Genomic DNA, 23,567 nt, shown 5'->3' with positions numbered 1-23,567 from the left:
GCCGGATGGAAACAGCTTGATTGATATCAAGATCAGGATAAATTACAAGTTTCATATCTGTACGTTCTATATTTGGCACAATTCCAGAACGACCGCCGCCCCGCGAGTTGCACTGACGGGTATCGTTGCGGGCTCGCCAATCGCAGCCCGCCCACCGAATGTCTCTTCCTCCGCAGCTATCCGCCAACACCTCCGCCGACGCTCCCACCGCCGGCGAGCCGCGGCTTCAACATGCCTTGAAGCCCCGCCAGCTGATCATGATGGGCCTGGGCACCGCGATCGGCGCGGGCCTGTTCCTCGGGTCGGGCGTGGGTGTGCAGGCAGCAGGGCCGGCGGTGCTGGTCTCCTATCTGATCGCCGGCGCGCTGGTGATCATCGTGATGCACGCGCTGGGCGAGATGGCCGCCGCGCGTCCGTCCAGCGGCGCGTTCTCGGTCTATGCCGCCGACGCGATGGGGCCGACCGCGGGAGCCACCGTCGGCTGGTTGTGGTGGCTGCAGATCGTGGTCGTGGTCGCGGCCGAATCGGTCGGCGCCGCCGGACTGCTGGCCACGGTCTGGCCGTCGTTGCCGGTGCCGTGGCTGTCGCTGTTGTTCATGGCGATATTCACCGCGATCAACCTGCTGGGCGTGCGCAACTTCGGCGAGTTCGAGTTCTGGTTCGCGATCATCAAGGTGATCGCGATCCTCGCCTTCATCGCCATCGGCGCGGCACTGCTGCTCGGACTCCTGCCAGCGGCACCCTCGCCGGGGCTATCCAACTTCACCGCTCACGGCGGCTTCGCGCCCAAGGGTCTGGCCGGGATTGGCGCGGCCTTGCTGGTCGTGGTGTTCGCGTTCGGCGGCACCGAGATCGTCGCCATCGCGGCGGCGGAATCCGAGCAGCCAGGACGCAGCCTCGCCCGCGCAATCCGCACCGTCGCATGGCGCATCCTGGTGTTCTACATCGGCTCAATCGCGGTGATCATCGCGGTGGTGCCGTGGACCAGCGACGCATTGAAGTCGCCGTTCGCGGCGGTGCTGCAGGTCGCCGCGATCCCGGGCGCCGCCACCGCGATCACCCTGGTCGCGGTGATCGCGCTGCTGTCGGCGCTCAACGCCAACCTCTATGGCGCCTCGCGGATGATCTTCTCGCTGGCCGAGCGCGGCGAGGCGCCTCGCGGCCTGGCCCGGGTGAACCGGCGCATGGTGCCGCTGATCGCGGTGCTGGCGAGCGTCACATTCGGGTTCTTCGCCACCCTGCTGGAGCTGTGGTTTCCCGAGCGGGTGCTGCCTGCGCTGCTCAACCTGGTCGGTTCGACCTGCCTGATGGTGTGGACGATCACCCTGGTCTCGCAGCTGATCCTGCGCCGTCGCGCGGACCGGGCCGGCGCACCGTTGCCGTTCCGCATGCGCGGCTTCCCGTACGTGACCTGGCTGGGTCTGGCGATCCTTGCATTGATCTTCGCGCTGACGCTGCTGTCGCCCGACTCGCGGCTGCAACTGCTATCCACGATCGTGCTGACGCTGGCCATCGCCGCGGCCTGCAAGGTCGCGCGGCGGGCGCGAAGAATCAGAACGCGTTGATACCGGTCAGCTCGCGGCCGATCACCAGCTGGTGGATGGTCTCGGTGCCCTCGTAGGTGATCACCGATTCCAGGTTCAGCGCGTGCCGGATTGCCGCGTGCTCGGTGGTGATCCCCGCCGCACCCAGCAGGTCACGGCACTCGCGGGCGATGTCGATCGCCATCCGGCAGTTGTTCCATTTGGCCAGGCTCACCTGCGCCGGCGCCATGCTGCCGGCATCCTTCAACCGACCCAGCTGCACCACCATCAATTGCGCCATGGTGATCCGGCGCGCCATGTCAGCCAGCTTCAGCTGGGCCGATTGCGTCGCCGCCACCGGGCGGTCGAACAGGATGCGTTCCCTGGAGTAGTTCAGCGCCTCGTCCAGGCACGCGATCGCCGCGCCGATCGGACCCCAGGTGATCCCGTAACGGGCCTGGGTCAGGCAGCCCAGCGGACCGCGCAGGCCTTTCACGTTCGGCAATCGATTGGCCTCGGGCACACGCACGTTGTCGAAGAACAGCGAGCTGGTCACCGACGCGCGCAGGCTCATCTTGTGCTTGATCTCCTGGGCGGCAAAACCGGCCATGCCCTTCTCGACCACGAAGCCCTGGATGCCGTCGTCGGTCTGCGCCCAGACGATTGCGATGTCGGCCAGGTTGCCGTTGGTGATCCACATCTTGGCGCCGTTGAGCACCCAGTCGCCGCCGTCTTTTCTGGCGTGGGTCTTCATGCTGGCCGGGTCGGAGCCGCCGTGCGGCTCGGTCAGGCCGAAGCAGCCGATGACCTTGCCGGCGGCCATGTCGGGCAGCCAGCGCAGGCGCTGCTCCTCGCTGCCGTAAGCGTAGATCGGGTACATGCACAGCGAGCTCTGCACCGACACGAAACTGCGGATGCCGCTGTCGCCGCGCTCCAGCTCCTGGCAGATCAGGCCGTAACTGACCGCGTTCAGGCCACCGCCGCCGTATTGTTCCGGCAACGTCGCGCCCAGCAGGCCGAGTTCGGCGATCTCCGGCAGCAGCTCTTTCGGGAAACGGCCTTCATCGAACGCATCGCCGATGATCGGCAGCACCCGCTCATCGGTGAACCGCGCCACCGTGTCCTGCACGGCACGCTCCTCATCGGTCAACAGCGAGCGGACGTCGTACAGGTCGTAGGGATGCAATGCCATGGTTGGTCTGGTCTCTTGGAAGATCGGAAGGAATTTCAGGCAAGCAGGGCCGCTGCGGCACGCTCGCCCGAGGTGATTGCAGCTTCCATGCCGGGCTGGTCGAGCACGGTCTGCTCGCCGGCGAAATGGATGCGGCCAATCGGCTGTGCATGCCAGCGCATCGTGTCGGCAAACCGCCCCGGCGCGATCTCGGCAAACGCGCCCATCGCCAGCGGATCATTACCCCAGCTGCGGCTCGCCAGCGGTTCGAGCGCACCGGCACTGGCCGGTCGCAACCGCTCTATGCCGGCAATGGCCCAAGCCATCCGCGCCTGCGGGTCGAGCAGGTCGGCCTGTTCGGCGGCGCCGCCGTTGAGCCAGACGATCAGGCGTTCGATGCCGCCCGCGCCGGCACCGCCGGGACCAGGAACCGCGAACATCCGCTGCAACGGGCCGTCGCCCCACATCGTCAGCGGAAATCCGTCGTCGTCCCAGAACGCGCGCGTAGGTTGCAAATGGATGGTGGTGACCGCGTTGCTGCGGCGCGCGGCCCAGACTGCCGATTGCGCTTCGGGCGGCGCGGGGTTGATACGGATCCCGCCGAGCGTCCCGCTGGGCAGTGCCAGCACGACCCCTCCGGCCTGGAAGCGTCGCCCATCGGACGCGGTCACCTCCACTGCGCCACGCGCGGAATCGATTGCCACCACCCGGGTGCGGAGCCTCACCTCCCTGCCCAGCGCCGCCGCCATCGCTTCGGGCAGCGCCTGGCTGCCGCCCGCTATCCAACCGGTGCCGCGCTGGCCATGCCGGCGCAGCGCGTCACGACGCAACGCATCCAGCGCGCTGATGGTGGCCAGCGAGCTGTAACTGTCGCCCACTTCCATCCATTCAATCGCCTGGGCGGACCAGCCCTGGGCGGCGAGGTATGCCGACAAGGGCACGTCCAGGGACAGCCGGGCCGGGTCACGCCATGCGTCGACAGCGGGCAATGCCGCGCCGCCCATCGCCGCGCCCAGCAATGCCGGCGGCGCAAGCTCCCGCTCACGCCCCCGAAGCGTATTGAAGCGGCTGTCGGCCCATCCGGACACGTCCAGCACGTCGTCACCGAACGCCAGCGCGACCCCGCCCGCACCGGGCGGACCCATCGACGGCGGCACGATTTCGACCCCGACCCGCCGCGCATGTGCACGCACGCGCCCATAACCGGTCCCGACCTCGACGCCACCGACTTCAAACCTCAGCCCATTGCGCGTCACCGTGTGCAGCCGGCCACCGATGCGGTCGCCGGCCTCCAGCACGGTGACGGTGGCACCGCCGCGTTCCAGCGCGTGCGCGGCCGCCAGCCCGGCAAGGCCGGCGCCGACCACGATCACGTCGGTGCGACGCGCCAACCTCACTCCAGCGCCACCGCACCCGGACAGGCCGAGCGCGGCGGCCCCGGCCAGGCCCTTTATGAAGTCCCGCCTGATCATCCGGTCAGAACCGATAGCTCACTTCCACGCCATACATGCGTGGCAGCGACGGGGTGATACCGAAGTCGACCGCGTGGTTGAAACCGGTTCCCGTCAATGGCGCCACGTTCGGTGTGTACCAGATCACCTCCTGGTCGATAGTCCGCTGGACGTCTTCCGGCGCGCGGTCGTTGAAGGCGTTGGTCACGTAGGCGGCGACCTGCAGCTTCTCGCTCAGGTCCAGGGCAAAGCGCATGTTGGTGCGCACCGACGGCGCGATGCTGGCCAGGTTGTCCACCTGCACGTAGCGGCGGCCCTCGTAGGTACTGTCGATGTTGGCGGTCCAGCCCCAGCCATTGGCCAGCGCACCTTCGTACAGGAAGCCGAGCGTTGCCTTGTGCTTGGGCACGCGCGGCAACTGGTTGCCGGCGGCGTTGGCGGCAGGATCGTCCAGGGTTGGGGCCGGGCTGTCACTGAACAGGTCGGCCTGGTTCTGGCTGATGAAGTTGATGATCTCGGCGTCGGTATAGGAGTAGTTGAACGAGGCCAGCCAACCGGGGGCGAACGCCCACTGGCCTTCCAGCTCCAGCCCGCGGATGCGGGATTCCCCGATGTTGGTGGTGAAGCTGGTGGCGAGCATGCTGTCATTGAGGCGCGGCACCACCTGGGTTTCGGTCAACTGCTGGTTGGTCCAGTCAATCCAGTAGACGTTCGCGTTCAGGCGCAGGGTATTGTCGAGCCAGTCGCTTTTCAGCCCCAGCTCGTAGTTCCAGGCCTCTTCCTCGTCGAAGGTTTCCAGCCCGCGGGCGATCAGGGTGTCGCGACCCGCTTCGGCCAGGTCGGCGCGCTGCACGTCGACGTTGAACCCGCCTGGTTTGGTGCCCTTGGACACCAGACCGTAGACGTTGACGTTGTCTGCTGCCTGGTAGCCCAGCGTGGCGCGTGGGGTGAAGCTCTCGAAGGTCTCGCTCAATGCATAGGGCCGGGAGTACACGATGTCGACCGGGGTGTAGCTCGGCGGCGGATAGCCGGTGAGCACGCGGGTGTCCACGCCGCCCTGGCTGATCTCGTCCGACGCATAGCGGCCTTCCAGCGACGCGGTCCAGCGCTCGTCGATGCGCCAGTTGAGCATGCCGTAGACGGCCTTGTTGATCGTCTCGTCGCTGGGGTTGGTAGAGACCGGGGATACCGACACCGGGCCTCCGATGGTGAATCCGGTCAGGTCGCCCAACCAGCCCGGCCGGCCCTGCTGGGCGTAGTAGTACACGCCGAACAGGCCCGACACCGGCAGGCTCTCGTCGCTGCTGAGGCGGAAGTCCTGGGACCAGTCGGAGTTGCGGGTGTTGGTGAAGCTCTCGAATGCACCGCCGTAGCCACGGTCCGCGCTGTAGTCCTGGTCGAAGCCTTCGTAGATATCGGACTCGTTGTAGGCGCTGGTGGAGGTGAATTTCCACCCGTTGTCGAAGTGGTAATCGGCGACCAGGCTGGTGCGCAGCAGGTCGCCCTTGCGGCCGGCGAAGTACCCGGCGGCCTGCAGCTCCGGCGTGTTGATCCCGTAGCTGTCCGGCGCCGGCATGTCGCCGCAGTAGTAGCCGCGGCGGCGGCTTTCCAGGACCGGGTAGACCCCGAACATCAGGTCGCCGCTGAACTCGGGAAGGAAGCAGTTGAGGTTCTCGCTGCCGATGCGGGCGATCGCGAAATGCTGGTCACGCGTCTCCTGCTTGCTGACGCGCGCGGTGATGTCCAGCTTGTCGGTTGGCGACCAGGCGATGGCACCCATCACGCTCAGCGATTCGGTGCCGCCCAGGTCCTTGTCGCCGGACACCTCGTTGAAATAGATACCGTCGTTGCCGCGCTTGTTGACGCTGATGTCATAGCCGAAAGAGCCGTCGTCGTTGCCGCCCGAATAGAACAGGCCCATCTTCTCCTGGCCGTGGTTTCCGGCGCCCAGGGTGACCTTTCCGCCGCGCACGGTGCCGGGCCGGGCGGTGATGAAGTTGACCGCGCCGGAGAAGGTCCGGCGCCCGAAGGCGGCGGACTGCGGCCCGCGGATCACCTCCACACGCTGGATGTTCTCCAGCCCGTAGCTGGAGATATCGCCCTCGACGTAGACACCGTCGATGAAGAACGACGCGTTGGGCTCACCCTGGATGTTCGACATGCCACGGATCACCGGGCGGTCGAACCCGCGCCCGTAGCCGGAGCGGAAGGAAAAGCTGGGGGTCAGTGCGGCGATGTCGGTGACGTCGTCCAGGCCTTTCTTCTCGATGGTGTCGCTGGAGATCGCGGTGATTGGCAGCGGCATTTTCTGCAACGGTTCGGCGATCCCCCGGGCGGTGACGGTCACCGACTCCAGGGTCATCGGAGCATCCTGCTCCTCTGCCGCGGGGACGGCGACATCCTGCGCCGACGCGTAGGAAGTGGCCATCATCAGCAACACCGAGGCGATGCAGGAGCTGAGCAGATGCGTGGTGGGTCTAATCATCGGAATACCTTGTGGTGTCGGGGCCGTGTCGTACGGCGAAAGTAGTGGCGTGCCTGCGTTGGGGGAGGCTTGCTTTACTCGCCGACCCGGGAATCCGGGCCGCCGTCCTTCGTTTGGTGCAGTTGCCGGGCGCCACCTTCGGCACTTCCCAGGTCAAGCCCGCGCACCCCAATCTGGGCTGGCCAGCAGCGAACACATTTTCGAAGCATCGGATCACCTGCTGATTGTTTCCCGGGGTGTCGAACATCTCGTTCCCGCCATGCATTGCTTGACCCTCACAGCTGGATGACATATAGCTATATCATTAGTTCATGATTGTCCAGTCATTTGCATCGTATCCCATATCCGGTGGAGCTTTGCGAATCGGAATAGTCGTCCTGGCCCCGGAGTTTTCCGGCGGTTCTGATGCCGATTGATCGGCTACCGTTGAACCCTCACGTGATCGTGGAGAGCAGCACTGATGAGCCAACAACCGCCCCCGAGCTGGCACCACGTCGGCCGCCACGCGGTATTCCCGCAGGCCGGCCACGACGACACCGCCCGCTTTGACTTCCTGGCCAACATGAACGGCTATCTCGCCACCCGGCTGAGCCCGAAAGTGCGGGTCGCCTACGACAAACGGGTCAAGCCAGCTTTCGAGAAAAGCCACGACCGCCCACCCGCCACCCGGCATGAAGTGCGCAAGGCGATGTCGAGCGACAGCACCTACCAGACCTGGAGCGCGCTGCGCCGCAACACCATGGAGATGCGTCAGCAGGCCGGCCGTGGCCTGGTGTTGCGCCAACTCCGCCCGCTGGTCGAGAAGGCACGCGAACTCAACCAGGGCTCGGCCAACCTGCAACTGGACCCGACCGTCAAAGTGCCCCGCTACGCCAGCGCGGTGGACATCCACTGCATGCCCGGCGGTTATCACACCGAGGTGGTCGCCGACGACATCTCGGCCGGCGCGAACTACGACGCCGGCATCTTCGCCACCACCGGCGGCATGCTCGGGCGATACAACGACGGCGGCGGCCAGGCATTGGCGCAATGGCTGAAGGAAGAACACCCGGACTTCAAGCCGCGTCGGATCCTCGACCTGGGATGCACCGTCGGCCACAACGTCGTGCCGTTGGCGCAGGCGTTTCCCGAGGCCGAGGTGATCGCCGTCGACGTGGCCGCGCCGATGCTGCGTTACGCCCACGCCCGCGCACGCTCGATGGGCGTGGACAACCTCGTATTCCGCCAGGCCGACGCCGAATCGCTGGACTACCCGGACGGCCACTTCGACCTGATCAGCACCGCCATGTTCTTCCACGAGAGCTCGGCCAAGGCGATGCCGCGCAAGCTGCGCGAGATCCACCGCCTGCTTGCCGACGGCGGCCTCACCGCCAACCTCGAGCAGCCGCAGTACCACGGCATGGATCCCTACGAGCAGTTCGTCCGCGACTGGGACACCTACAACAACAACGAGCCGTTCTGGGGCGTCATGCACGAATACGACCTGCGCGCGATGATGGCTGCCGCCGGCTTCGATGACAGCCGTTATCTCGAGACCAGCGTGCGCGGCGTGGTCGACCACAGCATCTTTCCGGAAGCCGCCAGCGACGGCGAGGACTACGGGCGCGCCGCGTTGTGGACGATGTTCGGAGCGTGGAAATGAGCGACATCGACGCCATCGACCCGATCGCCCTGGCCGGCTCCCGCGCCAGGGGCAAACGGCCGTACTTCTTCAAGGATCCCGACGTGGAGCGTGTGCTGTCGATCGCGATGGTGATCGCGATGGAGCACGCGGTGACCCATCAGCGGCTGGACGCGCTGGAGCGGCTGATAGAAGCCAAGGGCCTGCTGACCCGCGCGGAGATCGACGCCTTCGTCCCCGACGCGAAGGCCGAGGATGAGCGCGGCACATGGATGCAGGAATATATCGCCCGGGTACTGCGGATCGTGCAGCAGGAGACCGAGGCGCTGGAAAGCGGTGCTATGGACGTGCCGATGGAAGAAGTAATGGACGAGCTCCGCTAGAGGCGGCACCGACTGGCGCCTTCAATACACCACGCTCAAAGGAAAGCACCCCATGCCCGACATGCAACGTCACATGCCCTCCCTCGCACGCCACGAAGGCGTCTGGGACGGTGTTTACCGCTACTACGACGCCGAAGGCAACAAGTACGACGAGCACCGCTCGCGCCTGATCTGCCGTTTCACCGGCGATGAAAAGATCCCCTACCACCAGACCAACCAGTACAGCTGGGCCGACGGCAAGACCGAGGTCCGCGATTTCCCGACCCGCTACCAGTTCGGCCGCATCATCTTTGACAACGAGCTGATCTACGGCTGGTGCGCGGAACTGCCCGAGGACGACCACCACCGCAGCCTGATGCTGTATTGGGAGCGCGTGAGCGATCCGGGCGTGTGGCTGTACGAGATGATCCAGCTCTCCGACTGCGGCCGCTACCGCAACCGCGTTTGGCACTGGTTCCGCGATGGAAAGCTGTTCCAGCGCACCCTGATCGACGAGGAATTCGTCACCCGGGACTGGCGCAAGATTACCGGCCACTCTTTCGCCGGCGAGGCCGTGGACGCCTGACCGATACGTAGCGGCACCACCCTGTCCCTGGCACCACGACGATGGCGTGGTGCCCCTGAGTAGAGATCAAACATGACACCTGGAATGATCAAGTTGAAATCCCTGGCCCCTGCGCCGTTGAAACTCCTGACGCTGGCCCTTCTCTTTTCCACCGCGGGTACGCATGCCGCAACGCTGGTCGAAAAAGATGGCAGCTACGATCAAGTGCCATTGGAAAAAGACAAGGTTGTGATCAAGGTTGTGCAGAACCTGACGCGCAACCTGCAGGACTTCCCCACTGTAAGTGAAGGCCTTGCAAACAACCTGGAGCAGATGACGGCTCTGACGCAGCGGGCTTGTACCGTGGGCAAGAAACCGGATTTCATCCTGTTCAATGAATTTCCGTTGACCGGTTATTCAGATGGGATACGGGAAGAGAAACTAAAATTCACCATCAAGATCCCGGGCCCGGAAACCGCCGCATTGGGCAAGCTCGCCAAGGAATGCGACACCTACATCATCTTCGGCAGTTACGCCCGGGACGATGCGTGGCCGGGTCATATCCTGAGCTTGAATACGGTGATTGGCCGCGACGGCGAGGTGGCGGAAAAGTTCTGGAAAACACGCAACGTCAAGAACTTCATGCCGGACATAGAGATCCCCACCACCACCATTGAGAACGTCTACGACAGGTATGTCGCGATGTACGGTGAAGAAGCACTGTTTCCGGTGCTGCGGACCGAATACGGCAACATTGCCGTGAGCACGGTACAGCGGGACACGATGGTGTACTCGGCTTTTGCCATGCGTGGGGTCGAGATCATGTTTCGGACATCCACGCTGTTCTCCAAGCTGGATGTCATGGCCACCGCGAATTTCAACAACTTCTATTCCGCCATGTCGAACATCACTTTCCCGGCAGACAGCGAATGGGCAAAACACGGTGGTGGCTCTGTCATCGTGAGCCCGGCTGGCGAAGTACTGGCGGAAGATCCGAGCAATGATGAAGCAATCATTGAAGCTGAGATTGATATCGCCGCGCTGCGCAAAGGCCGCAGGATTCCTCACTATCCGATGGATGTGACGCGGCCGGTATTGGAGCAGTACCAGCAGGCATACCCGCTGAACCATCTGGACGTGCCGGTTGATCAACTGCCTGACGACGGCCCGGCAATGAAAGTCCTCCTGGACAAGGTAAGTCGCTGGAAGGCGGAATAACGGGATCCCGGTGGCCTACGTGGGGTTCCCCGACGTAGGCCACGGTTTCGCACCGCCGGAAGACCGCAAGGCGTTCAACGCCGTGACGACTTCATCGGCTGCTCCAGCGAGCGTGGAGCCCCAGCTCGGCCAACACCTCGGCAGTCGATCCGCCCAGCTCGTCCAGACGCGGATCGATCCGGCCCGGCTCGTTGGCAAAGCGGATCGGGATGCCCAGGTGCTTGCCGCCGTCGGGTGCGGTCCAGATCATTTCGCGCGCCTGGGTGTGCGGGTCGTTGAAGGCTTCGGTGAGGGTTTTCGCCGGGGCCCAGCAAACGTCCAGCGGCTCCAGGAATTCGCTCCACTGCGCCAGCGTGCGGGTGGCGAAAATTTCGCCAAGGAACGCCTTGACCGGGTCCTGGCCCGGTCCGGGTGGCAGGCGGCACAGCGGGGCGAGATCGGGCCGACCGAGCGCACCCAGCAGGTTGTCGGCAAACTTGTGCTCCGCGCCGCCCAGCGCCAGCCAGCGGTCGTCGCTGCAGCGGTACAGCCGGTACATCGCGTTGCCGCCCCAGCTGCGTTCGTCCTTGACCACCGGGTCGCGATCCTCGGCGAACGGAGGACCGAGCACGTTCGGCAGCCACGCCATCAGCGCGTCCTGCATCGACAGGTCGATGTGGTCGCCCTCACCGGTTTTCTCGCGGCGGTACAGGGCCATCAGAATGCCGCTCAGCGCCATCAACGAGCCGGCCATGTCGGCCACCGGCATGTGTGGCGAGGCGGGCTGGCCGTCCTGGCCGAGGTTGAGGCTGACCACGCCGCTGTCGGCCTGCATCGCCAGGTCGTGCGCCGGGCGCTGTACCTTGGGCCCGGTCTGGCCATAAGCGCTGATCGAGCAATAGACGATGCGCGGATTGAGCGCGTGGCAGCGCTGGTAATCGATCCCCAGCCGCTTGGCGACGCCGGGGCGGAACGCCTCGACCACGACGTCGGCGCGTTCGACCAGCTTCGCAAATGCCTGTTGGCCGGCCTCGCTCTTGAGGTCGAGCACGATGCAGCGCTTGCCGCGATGGGTGTTGCGGAACCAGGTCGATGCGCCGGCCTGTTTCAGCCCCACTTCGCGCACCGGTTCGCCACTGGGCGGCTCGACCTTGATCACGTCCGCGCCATGGTCCGCCATCATCATGGTCAGATGCGGGCCGGGCAGGAACAGCGACAGGTCGAGCACGCGCACGCCTTCGAGTTTCATCTTGCGACTCCGGTGGAAACGGTAGATCACGCGGCTCGGGGGGCTCTGGGAAACTTGGATTTTTCCCCGTCATTCCCGCGAAAGCGGGAACCCAGCGTGGTTGCTTTCAATTACTTGAAGTCGCTGGATCTTACGATCCCCGGCCCGCGCGCATAGCGCTTGGGCGTTCGATCGGACGCGAGCCAGTGGCTCGCAAACGTCCGACCTCACCCCCGCTTTCGCGGGGACGACGGCAGTTATTCAGACCTTCCCTTGCGGGCCCATCAAACCACGCCTTGCGCTGCCAGCCGCGCACGCTGGCCGGCGCTGTAGCCCAACTCGGTCAGCAGCTCGGACGCGTCGGCGCTCAGTGGCGGGCAGGCGGCGCCTTCCAGCCTCTGGCCGTTCAACTTGATCGGACTGCGGAGCATGCGTTGCGCGCCCTGCGGGTGATCGACGGACTGCAGCATGCCGATGCGTTCGACGTAGGGATTGTCGAGCGCCTTGGCGACGTCGAGCACCGGCGCGATCGGAATCTGGCCGGCAAAACGCCTGACCCAGTACGCGGTGTCGTGCTGCATCAACGCCTCGTCCACCAGCGACGTCAGCGCCTCGCGGTGCTCGCGCCGCGCCGGGAAACCGGCAAAACGCGGATCGATGCCCAGTTGCGGACGCTCGATGCCGGCGATGAAGGTCTGCCAGAACTTCTCCAGCATGCACATCACCATCACCCAGCCGTCGGCAGTCCGGTACACCTGACACGGCACGGTGGACGGGTGCGCGCTGCGCTCCAGCCGGGTCGTCTCGTGGCCCTCGTTGAGGTACCAGGTGGCCGGGTAGCTGAGCTGGTGCAGGGCGACATCGAACAGGCTGACATCGACATCCCGACCTTCGCCGGTGCGCATCGCGCCGACCAGCGCGGCCAGCAGACCCATCGCCATCGTGGTGCCGGTCATGAAGTCGACCATCGATAAACCGAACCGCGACGGCGGCTGGCCGGGCTCGCCGGTCAGCGCCATGAAGCCGGCCTCGGCCTGCATCAGGTAGTCGTAACCCGGCCACGCCGCGCGCTCGTTGTCACGCCCGTAAGCCGACAGGTGGGCACAGACGATCTTCGGGTTGAGCTTGCCCAGGGTGGCGTAGTCCAGGCCGAGCTTGGCCGGCTGGTCGCCACGCAGGTTGTTGAGCACGGCGTCGGCGGTGCCGACCAGCTTCCCGAACACTTCGCGGCCTTCAGCGCTTTTCAGGTCCAGCCGCAACGAACGCTTGTTGAGGTTGAAGGTCTGGAAAAACTGGCTGTCACCGTCGCCGAGGAAGTAAGGCCCGGTCGCCCGCGACACGTCGCCACCCGGCGGCGACTCGATCTTGATCACTTCCGCGCCCAGATCGGCCAGGTGCATCGAACCATACGGTCCGGCGCCGTACTGCTCCACGGCGAGGATGCGAACGCCCTTCAGGGGAAGCTCACTCATGCTGCTGACTCCGGACTAGATGGCGTTGCGTGCGACAAGCTGTTTGGAAATGATGATCTTCTGCATCTCGTTGGTGCCCTCGCCGATGCACATCAACATCGCATCGCGGTGGAAGCGCTCGATCTCGTACTCGGTGGAGTAGCTGTAGCCGCCGAAGATGCGCATGCCTTCCTGCGCGCAGTACGCGCCGGTCTCGGTGGCGAACAGCTTCGCCATGCCGGCTTCCATGTCGCAGCGCTGGCCGCTGTCGTAGGCACGCGCGGCGCTTTGGATCAACAGCTTGGAGGCTTCCACGCGCGTGGCCATCTCGCCCAGCTTGAGCTGGATCGCCTGGTGCTCGCAGATTGGCTTGCCAAAGGTCTTCCGTTCCTGGGCGTAACGCACCGACAGGCGCAGTGCGCCCTCGGCGATGCCGGCACCGCGCGCGGCAATATTGATGCGGCCCAGCTCCAGCCCGCCGACGGTCTGCTTGAAGCCGTGACCTTCCTCGCCACCGAGCAGGCGATCGACCGGCACCTTGTAGTCCTCGAACACCAGCTCGCAGGTGTCGATGGCGCGGTAGCCGGACTTCTTCATCTTGTTGGCGACGATGAAGCCATCGCCCTTCTCGGCGATCAGCATGCTCATGCCGCGATGGCGCGGCTGCGCGTCCGGGTCGGTCTTGACCAGCAGCAGGATCATGTCGCCGTGCAGCGAGTTGGTGATCCAGGTCTTCGCGCCGTTGACGACGTAATGGTCGCCGTCACGCTTGGCGACGGTGCGGATCGCCTGCAGATCGGTACCGGCGTTGGGCTCGGTCAGACCGAGGCCGCCGCGCAGCTCACCGGTCGCCATCAGCGGCAGGTAGTGGCGCTTCTGCGCCTCTGTGCCGCAACGCTCGATCGCCGAGGCCATGATCAGGTGCGAGTTGAAGATGCCGGTCGGCGCCATCCACACCGAGGCGATTCGGGTGACGATCTTGGCGTAGATGCCCGCCGGCAGGCCGAGGCCGCCATACTCCTGGGAGATGGTCGCGCCGAACAGGCCGAGATCCTTCATCTCTTCCACGAGCGCATGCGGGTACTTGTCTTCCTGGTCGTATTCCATCGCGATCGGGGCGACGGACTTCTCCACCCAGGTATCGATGGTGTCGAGCAGGGTGCGCTCATCCTCGGCGCTCCACTCGGGCACATCGGCGACGGTATTGGCTTCTGCATTCATGGCATGGGACTCAGTAGTTGACCTTGTCTTCGACCGAATGGCCTTCGCGCGCGATCAGCATCGTGCGGCTGAAGGTGCAGACCAGAACGCCGTCCTGGTTCAGCCCATCGGTCTTGCAAGTGACGATGCCGGCGCCGGGCCGCGACTTGGACTCGCGTTTCTCCAGCACGGTCGATTCGGCGTACAGGGTGTCGCCGACGAACAGCGGGTGGGTCAGCTTGATCTCCGACCAGCCCAGGTTGGCCACCGCCTTCTGGCTGACGTCGGTGACACTCATGCCGACCATCAAGGCGACGGTGAACGGCGAGCAGACGATGATCTTTCCGAACTCCGACGCCTTCGCATACTCCTTGTCGAAGTGCATCGGATGGGTGTTCATCGTCAGCAGCGTGAACCAGGTGTTGTCGGTCTCGGTGATCGTGCGACCCGGACGGTGCTCGTAGGTATCACCGATCCGGAACTCCTCGAAGAAGCGTCCGAAGGTTTCGCGGTAGCGGTTTTCACCGACTTTCTTGGCTGTCTGGACCATGGGGGTGTTCCTTGTTTTTGGAATTGTTGAAGTGGTGATGACGGCATGCCGGTCGGCGGCGCTCGTCCATGAAGGTGGAGCGCGGTGATGCCCCGGGCGCAATAACGGGTCAGCCCGGGCGCGCGCCGTGCACACCCAGCGCGATTGCACGCTCGGCGGCGATCTCGATCGGGCGATCGACCAGCTTGCCGTCGAGCTGGATCGCCTCGCCGCGGTTGGCCTGCAGGGCGGCCACCACGCGCCTGGCACGTTCCAGTTCAGCGACGGTCGGCAGGTAGCGCTGCTGGATCGGGTCTACCTGGGCGGGGTGGATCGCGGCCTTGGCGGTGAAGCCCAGCGCGATCACGCGATCGGTCTCGGCCACCAGCGCGGGCTCGTCCTTGATGTCCAGGAACGGCACGTCGATGCAGCCGATGCCGGCCTCGGCGGCGATCACCGCGAGCTGCACGCGGGGGTGGAAGAAGCTCTCCCAGCTCGCGCGGCCGCGCAGGGCGACGATGAAATCAAAGCCGCCGAACATCAGTGACTGCAGGCGCGGCGTGGCGGCGGCGATCTCGCGTGCATCCAGCAGCCCGCGCGGGGTTTCGATCTGCGCGATCAACGCGGTGGCGCGACCGGCCAGCGCGGCATCGGCCTGCAGCAGTTCGGCGGCGCTTTCGACCTTGGGCAACATCACGAACGCCGGCGTGAGGCCCGAGGCCTGCAGCGCGCCCAGATCCTTCTGCCCCAGTTCGGTGGATAGCGGATTCAGGCGCAGGCCGATTTCGCTGTACGACGCCGGGACATCAGCAAGGAACGCAAACGCCGAGGCACGCGCTCTGTCCTTGTCGCCCGGTGCGACCGCGTCCTCCAGATCGATACAGACCTGATCGGCACCGGTGGCAATCGCCTTGGCATAGCGCTCCGGGCGCGAACCAGGAACGAACATCAGGCAACGGCGCGGATTGGCGGCCAGGGTCGCGACCTCGCTCATTTCGCGGCGACCTCGCTGACAAAATGCTCGGCGATACCGCGCCGGGTCGCGTACCAGACGCCCTGTTTCTCGCCGACGTACTTGAAGAATTTCTGCAACGCGCCGATCCGTCCCGGTCGGCCGATGATCCGCAGGTGCAGGCCCAGCGACATCATCCGCGGCGCATCACCGCCCTCTTCGTACAGGGTGTCGAAGCTGTCGATCGCGTAGTCCAGCCAGTGCTTGGGCAGGTAGGACGGCGCCAGCCACATCTTCATGTCGTTGGTGTCCAACTGGTAGGGCACGATCACCATCGGCGTGTCGGAGCCGTCCACCGGCGCCCAGAACGGCGCGTCGGCCGAGTAGTCGTCCATGTGGTAGAGGAAGCCTTCCTCCTGCAGCAGCCGGCGGGTATCGGCGGTGTGCAGGTAGCGCGACAGCCAGCCGACCGGACGGGTGCCGGTGGTCTTCTCGATGCTGTCGGCGGCCTTGCGGATGAACTCGCGCTCGGCGGCCTCGTCAAGGCGGAACTGGTGGATCCAGCGCCAGCCGTGCGAGCAGGTCTCGTGGCGGCTGCCGTGCAGGTAGGCGGCGATCTCCGGCGCTCGCTCCAACGACAGCGCGGCGGCGGTGTAGGTCGCGGTGACGTCGTACTTGTCCAGCAGCGCGGCGATGCGCGCATGGCCCTCTTTCACGCCGTAGCGATAGTTGGACTCGTTGCCGTAGTTGCGGATCGGCTTGGTCAGCGAGACCGACAGCTCGTCCACCGGTTCGGTGATCTTGTCGCCTTCACCGACGTTGTACTCGGAGCCTTCCTCGACGTTGACCACCACCGACAGCGCCAGTCGCGCATCGTTGGGCCAGGCATAAGTTGTTGCGGACATCGAACCCTCCGGTTCTGCGGTGCGGGAATCTCGGCCCGCACGAAATGAAAATGCGTTTCCGGTGAAACTTTGTGGTCAGTGGGTCTCTTCACCGCCGGAGACGTTCATCGCCTCGCCGGTGACGTAGGCGCCGTCGTCGGAGCACAGGAACGCGCAGGCCGCCGCGGTATCGCCCGGCAGCCCTGGACGCCCCAGCGGGATGCGCGCGCGCATCTGGGCCAGGTACTCATCGACACTTTGGCCGCGCAGCTTGGCGAAGTACTCGTTCTGCCACGCGCCCAGGCCGGTGGTGACGTGGTTGGGGCAGATCGCGTTGGCGGTGATGCCGTGCTCGCCCAGTTCGATCGCGCTGACCCGGGTCAGCCCGACCACGCCGTGCTTGGATGCGCAGTACGCGCCGGCATGCGGAACGCCGGACTTGGCGGCCTGTGAGGCAATGTTGACGATCCGGCCGCCGCGGCCCTTGGCGATCATCGCGCGCGCCGCGTGCTTGGTGCACAGGAAAGTACCGCGCAGGTTGACCCCGAGTACCGCGTCCCATTCGTCCGCCTCGACATCGACCAGCGACTTCATCAGGTAGCCGATGCCCGCGTTGTTGACCAGGATATCGATGCCGCCGAAACGCTCGACGGTCCTGGCGATTACCGCCTCGACCTGGCTCTCCTCCAGCACGTCCAGCGCCATCGCGACGCAATCGCCGCCGGCCTCCCGGATCGCCGCCGCGGTGCGCGCCATCTCTTCGTCGGTGCCGACCGCATCGACCGGCATCTGCTCGCCGCGGCCCTTGCCGATATCGGTGATCACCACCGTGCAACCCTCCGCGGCGAGGCGTCGGGCGATGCCCTCGCCGAGGCCGCCGGCACGGCCGGCACCGGTGATCAGGGCGACCTTGCCCTTGAGTTCGCTGTAGCGCGGTGGCGCCAACGGGGAGGATTCAACGGTCATGACGGCCTCAGATCGATTCGGTGAGGATGAACATCGGGTTGTCGGCAAACTGCTGGAACCGCGCCGCGCCCGCCTGCACCGCCGGCGCGGACAGATCGGCGGCGAACGCCGCCATGTCGGGTACCCGCATGACCTCAATGTATTCGTACGGCGGCTTGCCGTCGCCGATCAGCAGACCCTTGGCCCGCAACGTCTCGAAGCTGTCCACCGACGCCAGGGCGTTGACCGTTGGCAGGTCGTGCTCGCGCGCCCACTGCTCGAAGTCCGCGGCGCTGGCGCCGGGCTTGAGGTTGAAAAGAACGATCACGGTATTCATGGCTTCCTCCAAGGCAATCGACTGTGGCACACTTTGTCCGGACAAAGTGTAGGCATGCCCTCCGTCGGCGGTCAACGCCAACGATCGACATTCGTCCCACCGGGCATCCCTGTTCCCCATGAACCAACCTGCAGAGGTACACCAATGAAGCGCTACTACCCGTGGCTGATGGCGGTAATGGGGATGCTGGTCCTGCTGACGTCCAACGGCCTGGTCGTGACCGGCCTGACCGCATTCGACGAGTCGCTGCTGGACGAGTTCGGCTGGTCCCGCAGCCAGTTGAAGTTGCGCGACGTGATCACCCTGGTGATGGCTGGCTGGCTGGGGCCGTTCATCGGCGCGATCATCGACAAGGCCGGGCCGCGCCGCCTGATCCTGGCCGGCATCGCGTTGCTGGGTGCCATGTACCTCGCCTACAGCTTCGTGCAGTCGCTGACCCACCTGTACATGATCCACGTGGGCATGGGCGTGGTGCTGGTGGCCGCCGGGTTGAACGTAGCGGTGATCTATGTGTCGCAGTGGTTCAGCGTCCAGCGGGGCACCGCCATCGGCATTGCATTGGTCGGCACCAGCCTGGGCGGGATGATCTTCCCGCCGCTGGCCGTGCAACTGCTGAAGACCATGGACTGGCGTACCGCCTTCATGTGGGAAATGGCGATCCCGGCCACCTTCCTGGTCATCGCCTACTTCCTGGTGCACAGCCCGAAAGAGCTCGACATCAAGCCCTGGGGCGCCGACAAGGTGGCCGCAAAAGCCGCCTCGGACGCCGCCGCAAACATCGTCACCCTGCCTGACCTGACCTACGGGCAGGCGTTGCGCACGCGTACGTTCTGGGCGTTGGCGACCGTCGCGATGACCACGTTCTTCTCGATCATGGCCGTGTCACAGAACCTGTTCCTGCACATGCGCGATCTCGAGTTCACGCCGGTCCAGGCGGGCTCGGCGCTGAGCCTGATGTTCGGCCTGGCGATGGTCGGCAAGTTCCTGTTCGGCATGTTGGCTGACATCCTGTCGGCCAAAGTCGTTTTCATGGTGAACCTGGTGATCATGGCCGCGGGCGCGGCATTGCTTGCCACCATGCGGCCCGATCTGATCTGGTACTCGCTGATGCTGTTCGGACTCGGCTGGGGCGGCCTGTACACCATGATCCAGCTGCTGGCGGTCAATGCTTTCGGGCTGACCGCGGCCGGCAAGATCCTCGGCACCGTGACCCTGCTGGATGCCTCCACCGCGGGACTGGGTATCTGGATGGCCGCCAAGATCTTCGACGTTACCGGCAGCTACAAGCCGGCCTTCCAACTGGTGTTTATCCTCATCGCCGTGGCCCTGGTCATGTCCACTCTGGTGCGCGACGAGCGCGCCCGCCTGGCTCGCCTCGCCTCGTGACCCGTTGATCCAGGGAGAACTCCGATGCCTGTAATGGAAACCTCCGACCTCACCGCGCGCCAATACTGGGCGCAGGTCAAGGCCAACCGCAACCGCGCCAGGTTCGGCTTCGGCCAGCGTCCGGCGATCGTCAACATCGACGTGCAGCGTGCCTACACCGACATGGACGCGTTCAAGACCGCGTACCAGACCGATCCACGCCAGATCGAACACATCAACACGTTGTCGTCCCTGTGTCGCGAGCGCGGCCTGCCGGTCATCTGGACCTATGTCGCCTATGCCGGGAACGGCGAGGACGCCGGGGTCTGGGGCACGCGCACCAACACGCCGGACTCGCTGCAGAACATCAAGCACGGCTCCGAGCGCGCCCAGCTCGATCCGCGCGCCGACGTGCAGCCAGGCGACATCGTCATGCACAAGCTGATGGCCAGCCCATTCTTCGAGACCAACCTGTGGTCGCTGCTGACCTTCCACCGCATCGACACCCTGATCATCACCGGCGGCTCGACGTCGGGCTGCGTGCGCGCCTGCTCGGTGGACAGCCTCTCGCGCGGTTTCCGCACCATCGTGGTCGAGGAGTGCGTGGCCGACAAGCACGAGATCCCGCACTTCGCCAACCTTGCCGACATCATGCTCAAGTACGCCGATGTGGAGCCGGTGGCCGAGGTGGAGGCCCAGCTGCGCAAGGTCGCGCCATGAGTACCCGCGATCCGGCCCACAAGGCCGACCCCGGTCTGTACGACTACTGGCCCTACGACAGCCGGCCGAAGATCCAGTGGCCGGGTGACGCGAAGGTCGCACTGTGGATCGCGCCCAACATCGAGTTCTACGAGCTGGCGCCGCCGCCCAATCCGCAGCGCAAGCCATGGCCGCGGCCGCAGCCGGACGTGCTGGGCTACGCGACGCGCGACTACGGCAACCGGGTCGGCCACCAGCGCATGATGCGGGTGATGGACAAGTACGGCCTGCGCGGCTCGGTGTCGCTGTCGGCGGCAACCCTGATCCATCACCCCGAGGTGATCGAGCTGGCCGCCGAGCGCGACTGGGAGTTCTTCAGCCACGGCATCTACAACACCCGCTACACCTACGGCCTGGACGAGGCGCAGGAGCGGGCGATGATCGAGGAGTCGATGGCGCTGATCGCCAAACACACCGGCCAGCACTGCGACGGTTACCTGGCCCCGGCGCTGTCGCACTCCAACGCCACCATCGACCTGTTCGCCGAGGCCGGCGGCCAGTACACCTGCGATCTGTTCCATGACGACCAGCCGACCCCGGTACGCACCCGCAGCGGCAAGCGGTTTGTCTCGGTGCCGTACTCGCTGGAGCTCAACGACACCATCACTTACGTGGTCAACAAGATCGAGCCACGCCGCTACGGGCAAATGATCAAGGACGCCTTCGACCGCCTGTATGAAGAGGGCGCGCAGAGTGGCACCGTGATGTGCGTACCGCTGCACGCCTACCAGGTCAGCCACCCGCACCGGCTGCGCGCCTTCGAGGAGGCGATGGACTACATCAGCAAGCACACCGGGGTATGGAAGGCGACCGGCCGCGAGATCGCCGCACACTATCTCGAGCATCACTACGACGAGGCGCTGGCATCGATCGACGCGGTGGCGCAGGAGCAGACGGAATGAGCCTTGGCCCGGAATACCTGGAGTACCCGCGCCGCCGTCACGGCATGGACCACGACCGCTACGCATGGTCGATGCTGGCCCAGCGCGCGCCGGTCGCGTGGCCGGACGGGAAGCCGCTGGCGCTGTGGGTGAACCTGAGCCTGGAGCACTTTCCGCTGAACCCGACCGGCGAAGGCTTCAAGGCGCCCGGCAGCATGACCATGCCCTACCCGGACCTGCGCCATTACACCCTGCGCGACTACGGCAACCGGGTCGGCGTGTTCCGGGTACTGCACGCGCTGAAGTCCCATGGCCTGGCCGCCAGTGTCGCGGTCAATGGCGAGTTGGCCGAGCGCTACCCGGCGCTGCTGCGCCGCGTACAGGCGACCGGAGCCGAGCTGCTCGGCCACGGCTGGAACATGGACTGCGTGCATTACGGCGGCCTGGATGAGGCGCGCGAGCGCGAGTGGATCCAGCGCAGCCTGGCCGCACTGACGCCCTACGCCGCCGGGCCGATCCGCGGCTGGCTGTCGCCGGCCCGCTCGCAATCCGGACGCACACCGGAGCTGCTGCGCGCAGCCGGCATCGAGTGGTGCGCGGACTGGGTCAACGACGAGCTGCCCTATGCCTTCAACACCGATCACGGCCCGCTGTCGATCCTGCCGCTGTCGCTGGAGCTTGAGGACCGCTTCATCGTCGGCGACAACCTGCATGCCGAGTCCGGGTACGCCGACCAGATCATCGACGCCTGCGAGTTCCTGCTGGCCGAAGCCCGCGAGACCGGCCACGGCCGGATGCTGGCGCTCAACATCCATCCGTGGGTGATGGGCCAGCCGCACCGGATCAAGCACCTGGAGCGCGTGTTTGCACACCTGGCAGCGCAGGCCGGATCAATCTGGAACGCGCCGCCCTCGGCCATCCTCGCAGCGGCGTCACCACAAGCAATGGAACCGTCATGACCCCGGAAGACCTGCTCGCCGCCTACGGCCCCCGCGAATCGATGGAGTACGACATCGTCGTGGTCGGCGCCGGCCCGGCCGGGCTGGCCACTGCGATCCACCTGCGCCAGCTCGCCGCCAGCAAGGGCAGTGAGGTGTCGGTGTGCGTTCTGGAGAAAGGCTCCGAACCCGGCGCGCACATCCTGTCGGGCGCGATCATGGATACCCGCGCGCTGGATGAATTGTTCCCGGACTGGAAGCAGCGCGGCGCGCCGCTGCGCCAGCCGGTGACCCGCGATGAGTTCCTGTTCCTGAGCGAGACCGGAGCGCAGGCGACGCCCGGCTTCCTGCTGCCGGATTGCTTCGACAACCACGGCAACTACATCATCAGCCTCGGTGAGTTCACCCGCTGGCTGGCCGCCCAGGCCGAGGCGCTCGGGGTGGAGATCTTCCCCGGCTTCGCCGCCGCCGAAGTGCTCTACAACGACGCCGGCGCGGTGCTCGGCGTGGCCACCGGCGACATGGGCCTGGACAAGGACCGCGAGCCCGGCCCCCAGTTCCAGCGCGGCATGGAGCTGCACGCCAGGTACACGATCTTCGCCGAGGGATCGCGCGGCCATCTGGGGCGCGAGCTGATCGCCCGTTTCAAGCTGGACAAGGACTGCGACCCGCAGAGCTTCGGCCTGGGCATCAAGGAGCTGTGGCAGGTCGATCCGTCCCGGCACGAGCCCGGTCTGGTGGTACACACCGCCGGCTGGCCACTGGACTCGGATACCTACGGCGGCTCGTTCGTGTACCACGCGGACGACAACAAGGTCGTGGTCGGCTTCGTGGTCGGGCTGGACTACACCAACCCGTGGTTGAGCCCGTTCCAGGAGTTCCAGCGCTTCAAGACCCATCCCTCGATCCGCAAGCACCTGGAAGGCGGCAAGCGCATTTCCTACGGCGCACGCACCATCACCGCGGGCGGCCTGATGTCGCTGCCCAAAACCATATTCCCCGGTGGCGCGCTGGTCGGTTGCGAGGCCGGCTACCTCAACGCCAGCCGGATCAAGGGCAGCCACGCCGCGCTCAAGACCGGCATGCTCGTCGCCCAGGCCGCGTTCGACGCGCTCGCTGCAGGCCGCGCGCAGGACGAACTGGTCGCCTACCCGGCCGCGTTCGAAGCCAGCTGGCTGCACGACGAACTCAAGCAATCGAAAAACTTCAAACAGTGGTTCAAGAAGGGCCGCCTGATCGCCACCCTGATGACCGGCATCGAGCAGTGGTTGCTACCCAGGCTGGGCGTCCGCAACCCGCCGTGGACCCTGCGCCATTCCAGGGCCGACCACGACTGCCTGGACCCGGCCGACCAGCGCGGGAAGATCGATTATCCCAAGCCCGACGGCGTGCTGACTTTCGACCGCCTCAGCTCGGTGTTCCTGAGCAGCACCCACCACGACGAGAGCCAGCCGGCGCACCTGACGCTGAAGGATCCGGCCGTGCCGGTGACCGTCAACCTGGCCAAGTACGCCGGCCCGGAAGCGCGCTACTGCCCGGCGGGCGTGTATGAGTTCGTTGGCGAGCCCGGCGAGGAACGCCTGCAGATCAACTTCGCCAACTGTGTGCACTGCAAGACCTGCGACATCAAGGACCCGAGCCAGAACATCGTCTGGGTTGCGCCGCTCGGCGGCGACGGTCCCAACTACGCCCAGATGTGACCGACGCGGCCGTCACCGGCTCG

Annotated in this window: 21 protein-coding genes; 10 read left to right on the top strand and 11 right to left on the bottom strand. The window is 65.6% G+C overall.

Annotation, left to right across the window (positions count from 1 at the left end; genetic code table 11):
• Positions 1-158: 158 nt before the first annotated feature.
• Entirely contained in the window at positions 159-1,565 is a 1,407-nt protein-coding gene (locus tag ACW7G6_RS07695; RefSeq protein WP_456997950.1) for an amino acid permease, read from the top strand.
• Here the strand turns inward: ACW7G6_RS07695 and ACW7G6_RS07690 are convergent.
• From ACW7G6_RS07690 to ACW7G6_RS07680, 3 genes are all read right to left on the bottom strand, one after another.
• Positions 1,552-2,715, bottom strand: a complete 1,164-nt coding sequence (locus ACW7G6_RS07690) for an acyl-CoA dehydrogenase family protein (protein ID WP_456997949.1) — start codon at positions 2,713-2,715, stop codon at positions 1,552-1,554. The two genes, ACW7G6_RS07695 and ACW7G6_RS07690, sit on opposite strands and share 14 nt — an antisense overlap.
• 35 nt (positions 2,716-2,750) lie before the next feature.
• Positions 2,751-4,085 (bottom strand): flavin monoamine oxidase family protein, encoded by a 1,335-nt coding sequence (locus tag ACW7G6_RS07685; protein WP_456997948.1) that lies wholly within the window; start codon positions 4,083-4,085, stop codon positions 2,751-2,753.
• 85 nt (positions 4,086-4,170) lie between these two features.
• Positions 4,171-6,630 carry a TonB-dependent receptor gene (locus tag ACW7G6_RS07680; protein ID WP_456997947.1) on the bottom strand — a complete coding sequence of 820 codons (2,460 nt, stop codon included), beginning with the start codon at positions 6,628-6,630 and terminating at the stop codon, positions 4,171-4,173.
• A gap of 460 nt (positions 6,631-7,090) precedes the next feature.
• On the opposite strand from ACW7G6_RS07680, the gene ACW7G6_RS07675 reads away from it, so the two are divergent.
• The 4 genes from ACW7G6_RS07675 to ACW7G6_RS07660 all read left to right on the top strand — a co-directional run bounded on the left by ACW7G6_RS07675 (position 7,091) and on the right by ACW7G6_RS07660 (position 10,396).
• Positions 7,091-8,272, top strand: a complete 1,182-nt coding sequence (locus tag ACW7G6_RS07675) for a class I SAM-dependent methyltransferase (protein ID WP_456997946.1) — start codon at positions 7,091-7,093, stop codon at positions 8,270-8,272.
• Positions 8,269-8,634: a hypothetical protein gene (locus ACW7G6_RS07670; RefSeq protein ID WP_456978107.1), complete on the top strand. Its 366-nt coding sequence runs from the start codon at positions 8,269-8,271 to the stop codon at positions 8,632-8,634. Before ACW7G6_RS07675 ends, ACW7G6_RS07670 begins: the two co-directional genes overlap by 4 nt.
• Positions 8,635-8,686: 52 nt before the next feature.
• Positions 8,687-9,199: a hypothetical protein gene (locus ACW7G6_RS07665; protein WP_456978106.1), complete on the top strand. Its 513-nt coding sequence runs from the start codon at positions 8,687-8,689 to the stop codon at positions 9,197-9,199.
• Between the two features lie 84 nt (positions 9,200-9,283).
• A complete protein-coding gene (locus tag ACW7G6_RS07660; RefSeq protein WP_456997945.1) occupies positions 9,284-10,396 on the top strand; it encodes a nitrilase-related carbon-nitrogen hydrolase in 1,113 nt (370 codons plus the stop codon).
• A gap of 91 nt (positions 10,397-10,487) precedes the next feature.
• Here the strand turns inward: ACW7G6_RS07660 and ACW7G6_RS07655 are convergent, their stop codons facing one another.
• The 8 genes from ACW7G6_RS07655 to ACW7G6_RS07620 form a co-directional block, all read right to left on the bottom strand.
• Entirely contained in the window at positions 10,488-11,624 is a 1,137-nt protein-coding gene (locus ACW7G6_RS07655; protein ID WP_456997944.1) for a CaiB/BaiF CoA transferase family protein, read from the bottom strand.
• A gap of 263 nt (positions 11,625-11,887) precedes the next feature.
• Positions 11,888-13,075, bottom strand: a complete 1,188-nt coding sequence (locus ACW7G6_RS07650) for a CaiB/BaiF CoA transferase family protein (RefSeq protein WP_456997943.1) — start codon at positions 13,073-13,075, stop codon at positions 11,888-11,890.
• A gap of 15 nt (positions 13,076-13,090) precedes the next feature.
• Positions 13,091-14,275 (bottom strand): acyl-CoA dehydrogenase family protein, encoded by a 1,185-nt coding sequence (locus ACW7G6_RS07645; protein ID WP_456997942.1) that lies wholly within the window; start codon positions 14,273-14,275, stop codon positions 13,091-13,093.
• A 10-nt stretch (positions 14,276-14,285) separates the two neighbouring features.
• Complete coding sequence (locus ACW7G6_RS07640) at positions 14,286-14,804, bottom strand: MaoC family dehydratase (RefSeq protein WP_456997941.1); 519 nt, start codon at positions 14,802-14,804, stop codon at positions 14,286-14,288.
• A gap of 109 nt (positions 14,805-14,913) precedes the next feature.
• Positions 14,914-15,777 (bottom strand): HpcH/HpaI aldolase/citrate lyase family protein, encoded by an 864-nt coding sequence (locus tag ACW7G6_RS07635; RefSeq protein ID WP_456978099.1) that lies wholly within the window; start codon positions 15,775-15,777, stop codon positions 14,914-14,916.
• The gene (locus ACW7G6_RS07630; RefSeq protein ID WP_456997940.1) at positions 15,774-16,640 is read right to left on the bottom strand and encodes a polysaccharide deacetylase family protein; all 867 of its coding nucleotides are present in this window, start codon (positions 16,638-16,640) and stop codon (positions 15,774-15,776) included. The genes ACW7G6_RS07635 and ACW7G6_RS07630 overlap by 4 nt, the downstream gene beginning before the upstream one ends.
• Before the next feature lie 75 nt (positions 16,641-16,715).
• Positions 16,716-17,585, bottom strand: a complete 870-nt coding sequence (locus ACW7G6_RS07625) for an SDR family NAD(P)-dependent oxidoreductase (RefSeq protein ID WP_456997939.1) — start codon at positions 17,583-17,585, stop codon at positions 16,716-16,718.
• 7 nt (positions 17,586-17,592) lie between these two features.
• Complete coding sequence (locus ACW7G6_RS07620) at positions 17,593-17,901, bottom strand: hypothetical protein (protein WP_456997938.1); 309 nt, start codon at positions 17,899-17,901, stop codon at positions 17,593-17,595.
• A gap of 144 nt (positions 17,902-18,045) precedes the next feature.
• On the opposite strand from ACW7G6_RS07620, the gene ACW7G6_RS07615 reads away from it, so the two are divergent.
• Genes ACW7G6_RS07615 through ACW7G6_RS07595 form a run of 5 tightly spaced genes read left to right on the top strand, consistent with a single transcriptional unit; the run spans position 18,046 to position 23,544 of the window.
• The gene (locus tag ACW7G6_RS07615; RefSeq protein ID WP_456997937.1) at positions 18,046-19,287 is read left to right on the top strand and encodes an MFS transporter; all 1,242 of its coding nucleotides are present in this window, start codon (positions 18,046-18,048) and stop codon (positions 19,285-19,287) included.
• Between the two features lie 24 nt (positions 19,288-19,311).
• Entirely contained in the window at positions 19,312-19,986 is a 675-nt protein-coding gene (locus ACW7G6_RS07610) for an isochorismatase family protein (protein WP_456997936.1), read from the top strand.
• Positions 19,983-20,927 carry a polysaccharide deacetylase family protein gene (locus tag ACW7G6_RS07605; RefSeq protein ID WP_456997935.1) on the top strand — a complete coding sequence of 315 codons (945 nt, stop codon included), beginning with the start codon at positions 19,983-19,985 and terminating at the stop codon, positions 20,925-20,927. The genes ACW7G6_RS07610 and ACW7G6_RS07605 overlap by 4 nt, the downstream gene beginning before the upstream one ends.
• On the top strand, positions 20,924-21,865 hold the full coding sequence (locus ACW7G6_RS07600) for a polysaccharide deacetylase family protein (protein WP_456997934.1): 942 nt from the start codon (positions 20,924-20,926) through the stop codon (positions 21,863-21,865). Before ACW7G6_RS07605 ends, ACW7G6_RS07600 begins: the two co-directional genes overlap by 4 nt.
• Complete coding sequence (locus tag ACW7G6_RS07595; protein ID WP_456997933.1) at positions 21,862-23,544, top strand: 4Fe-4S dicluster domain-containing protein; 1,683 nt, start codon at positions 21,862-21,864, stop codon at positions 23,542-23,544. The genes ACW7G6_RS07600 and ACW7G6_RS07595 overlap by 4 nt, the downstream gene beginning before the upstream one ends.
• Positions 23,545-23,567 lie beyond the last annotated feature (23 nt).

The organism is Lysobacter sp. A421 (genome assembly GCF_054052145.1).
The sequence above is the reverse complement of the archived record's forward strand: the minus strand, read 5'-3'. Positions and strand labels throughout refer to the sequence as shown.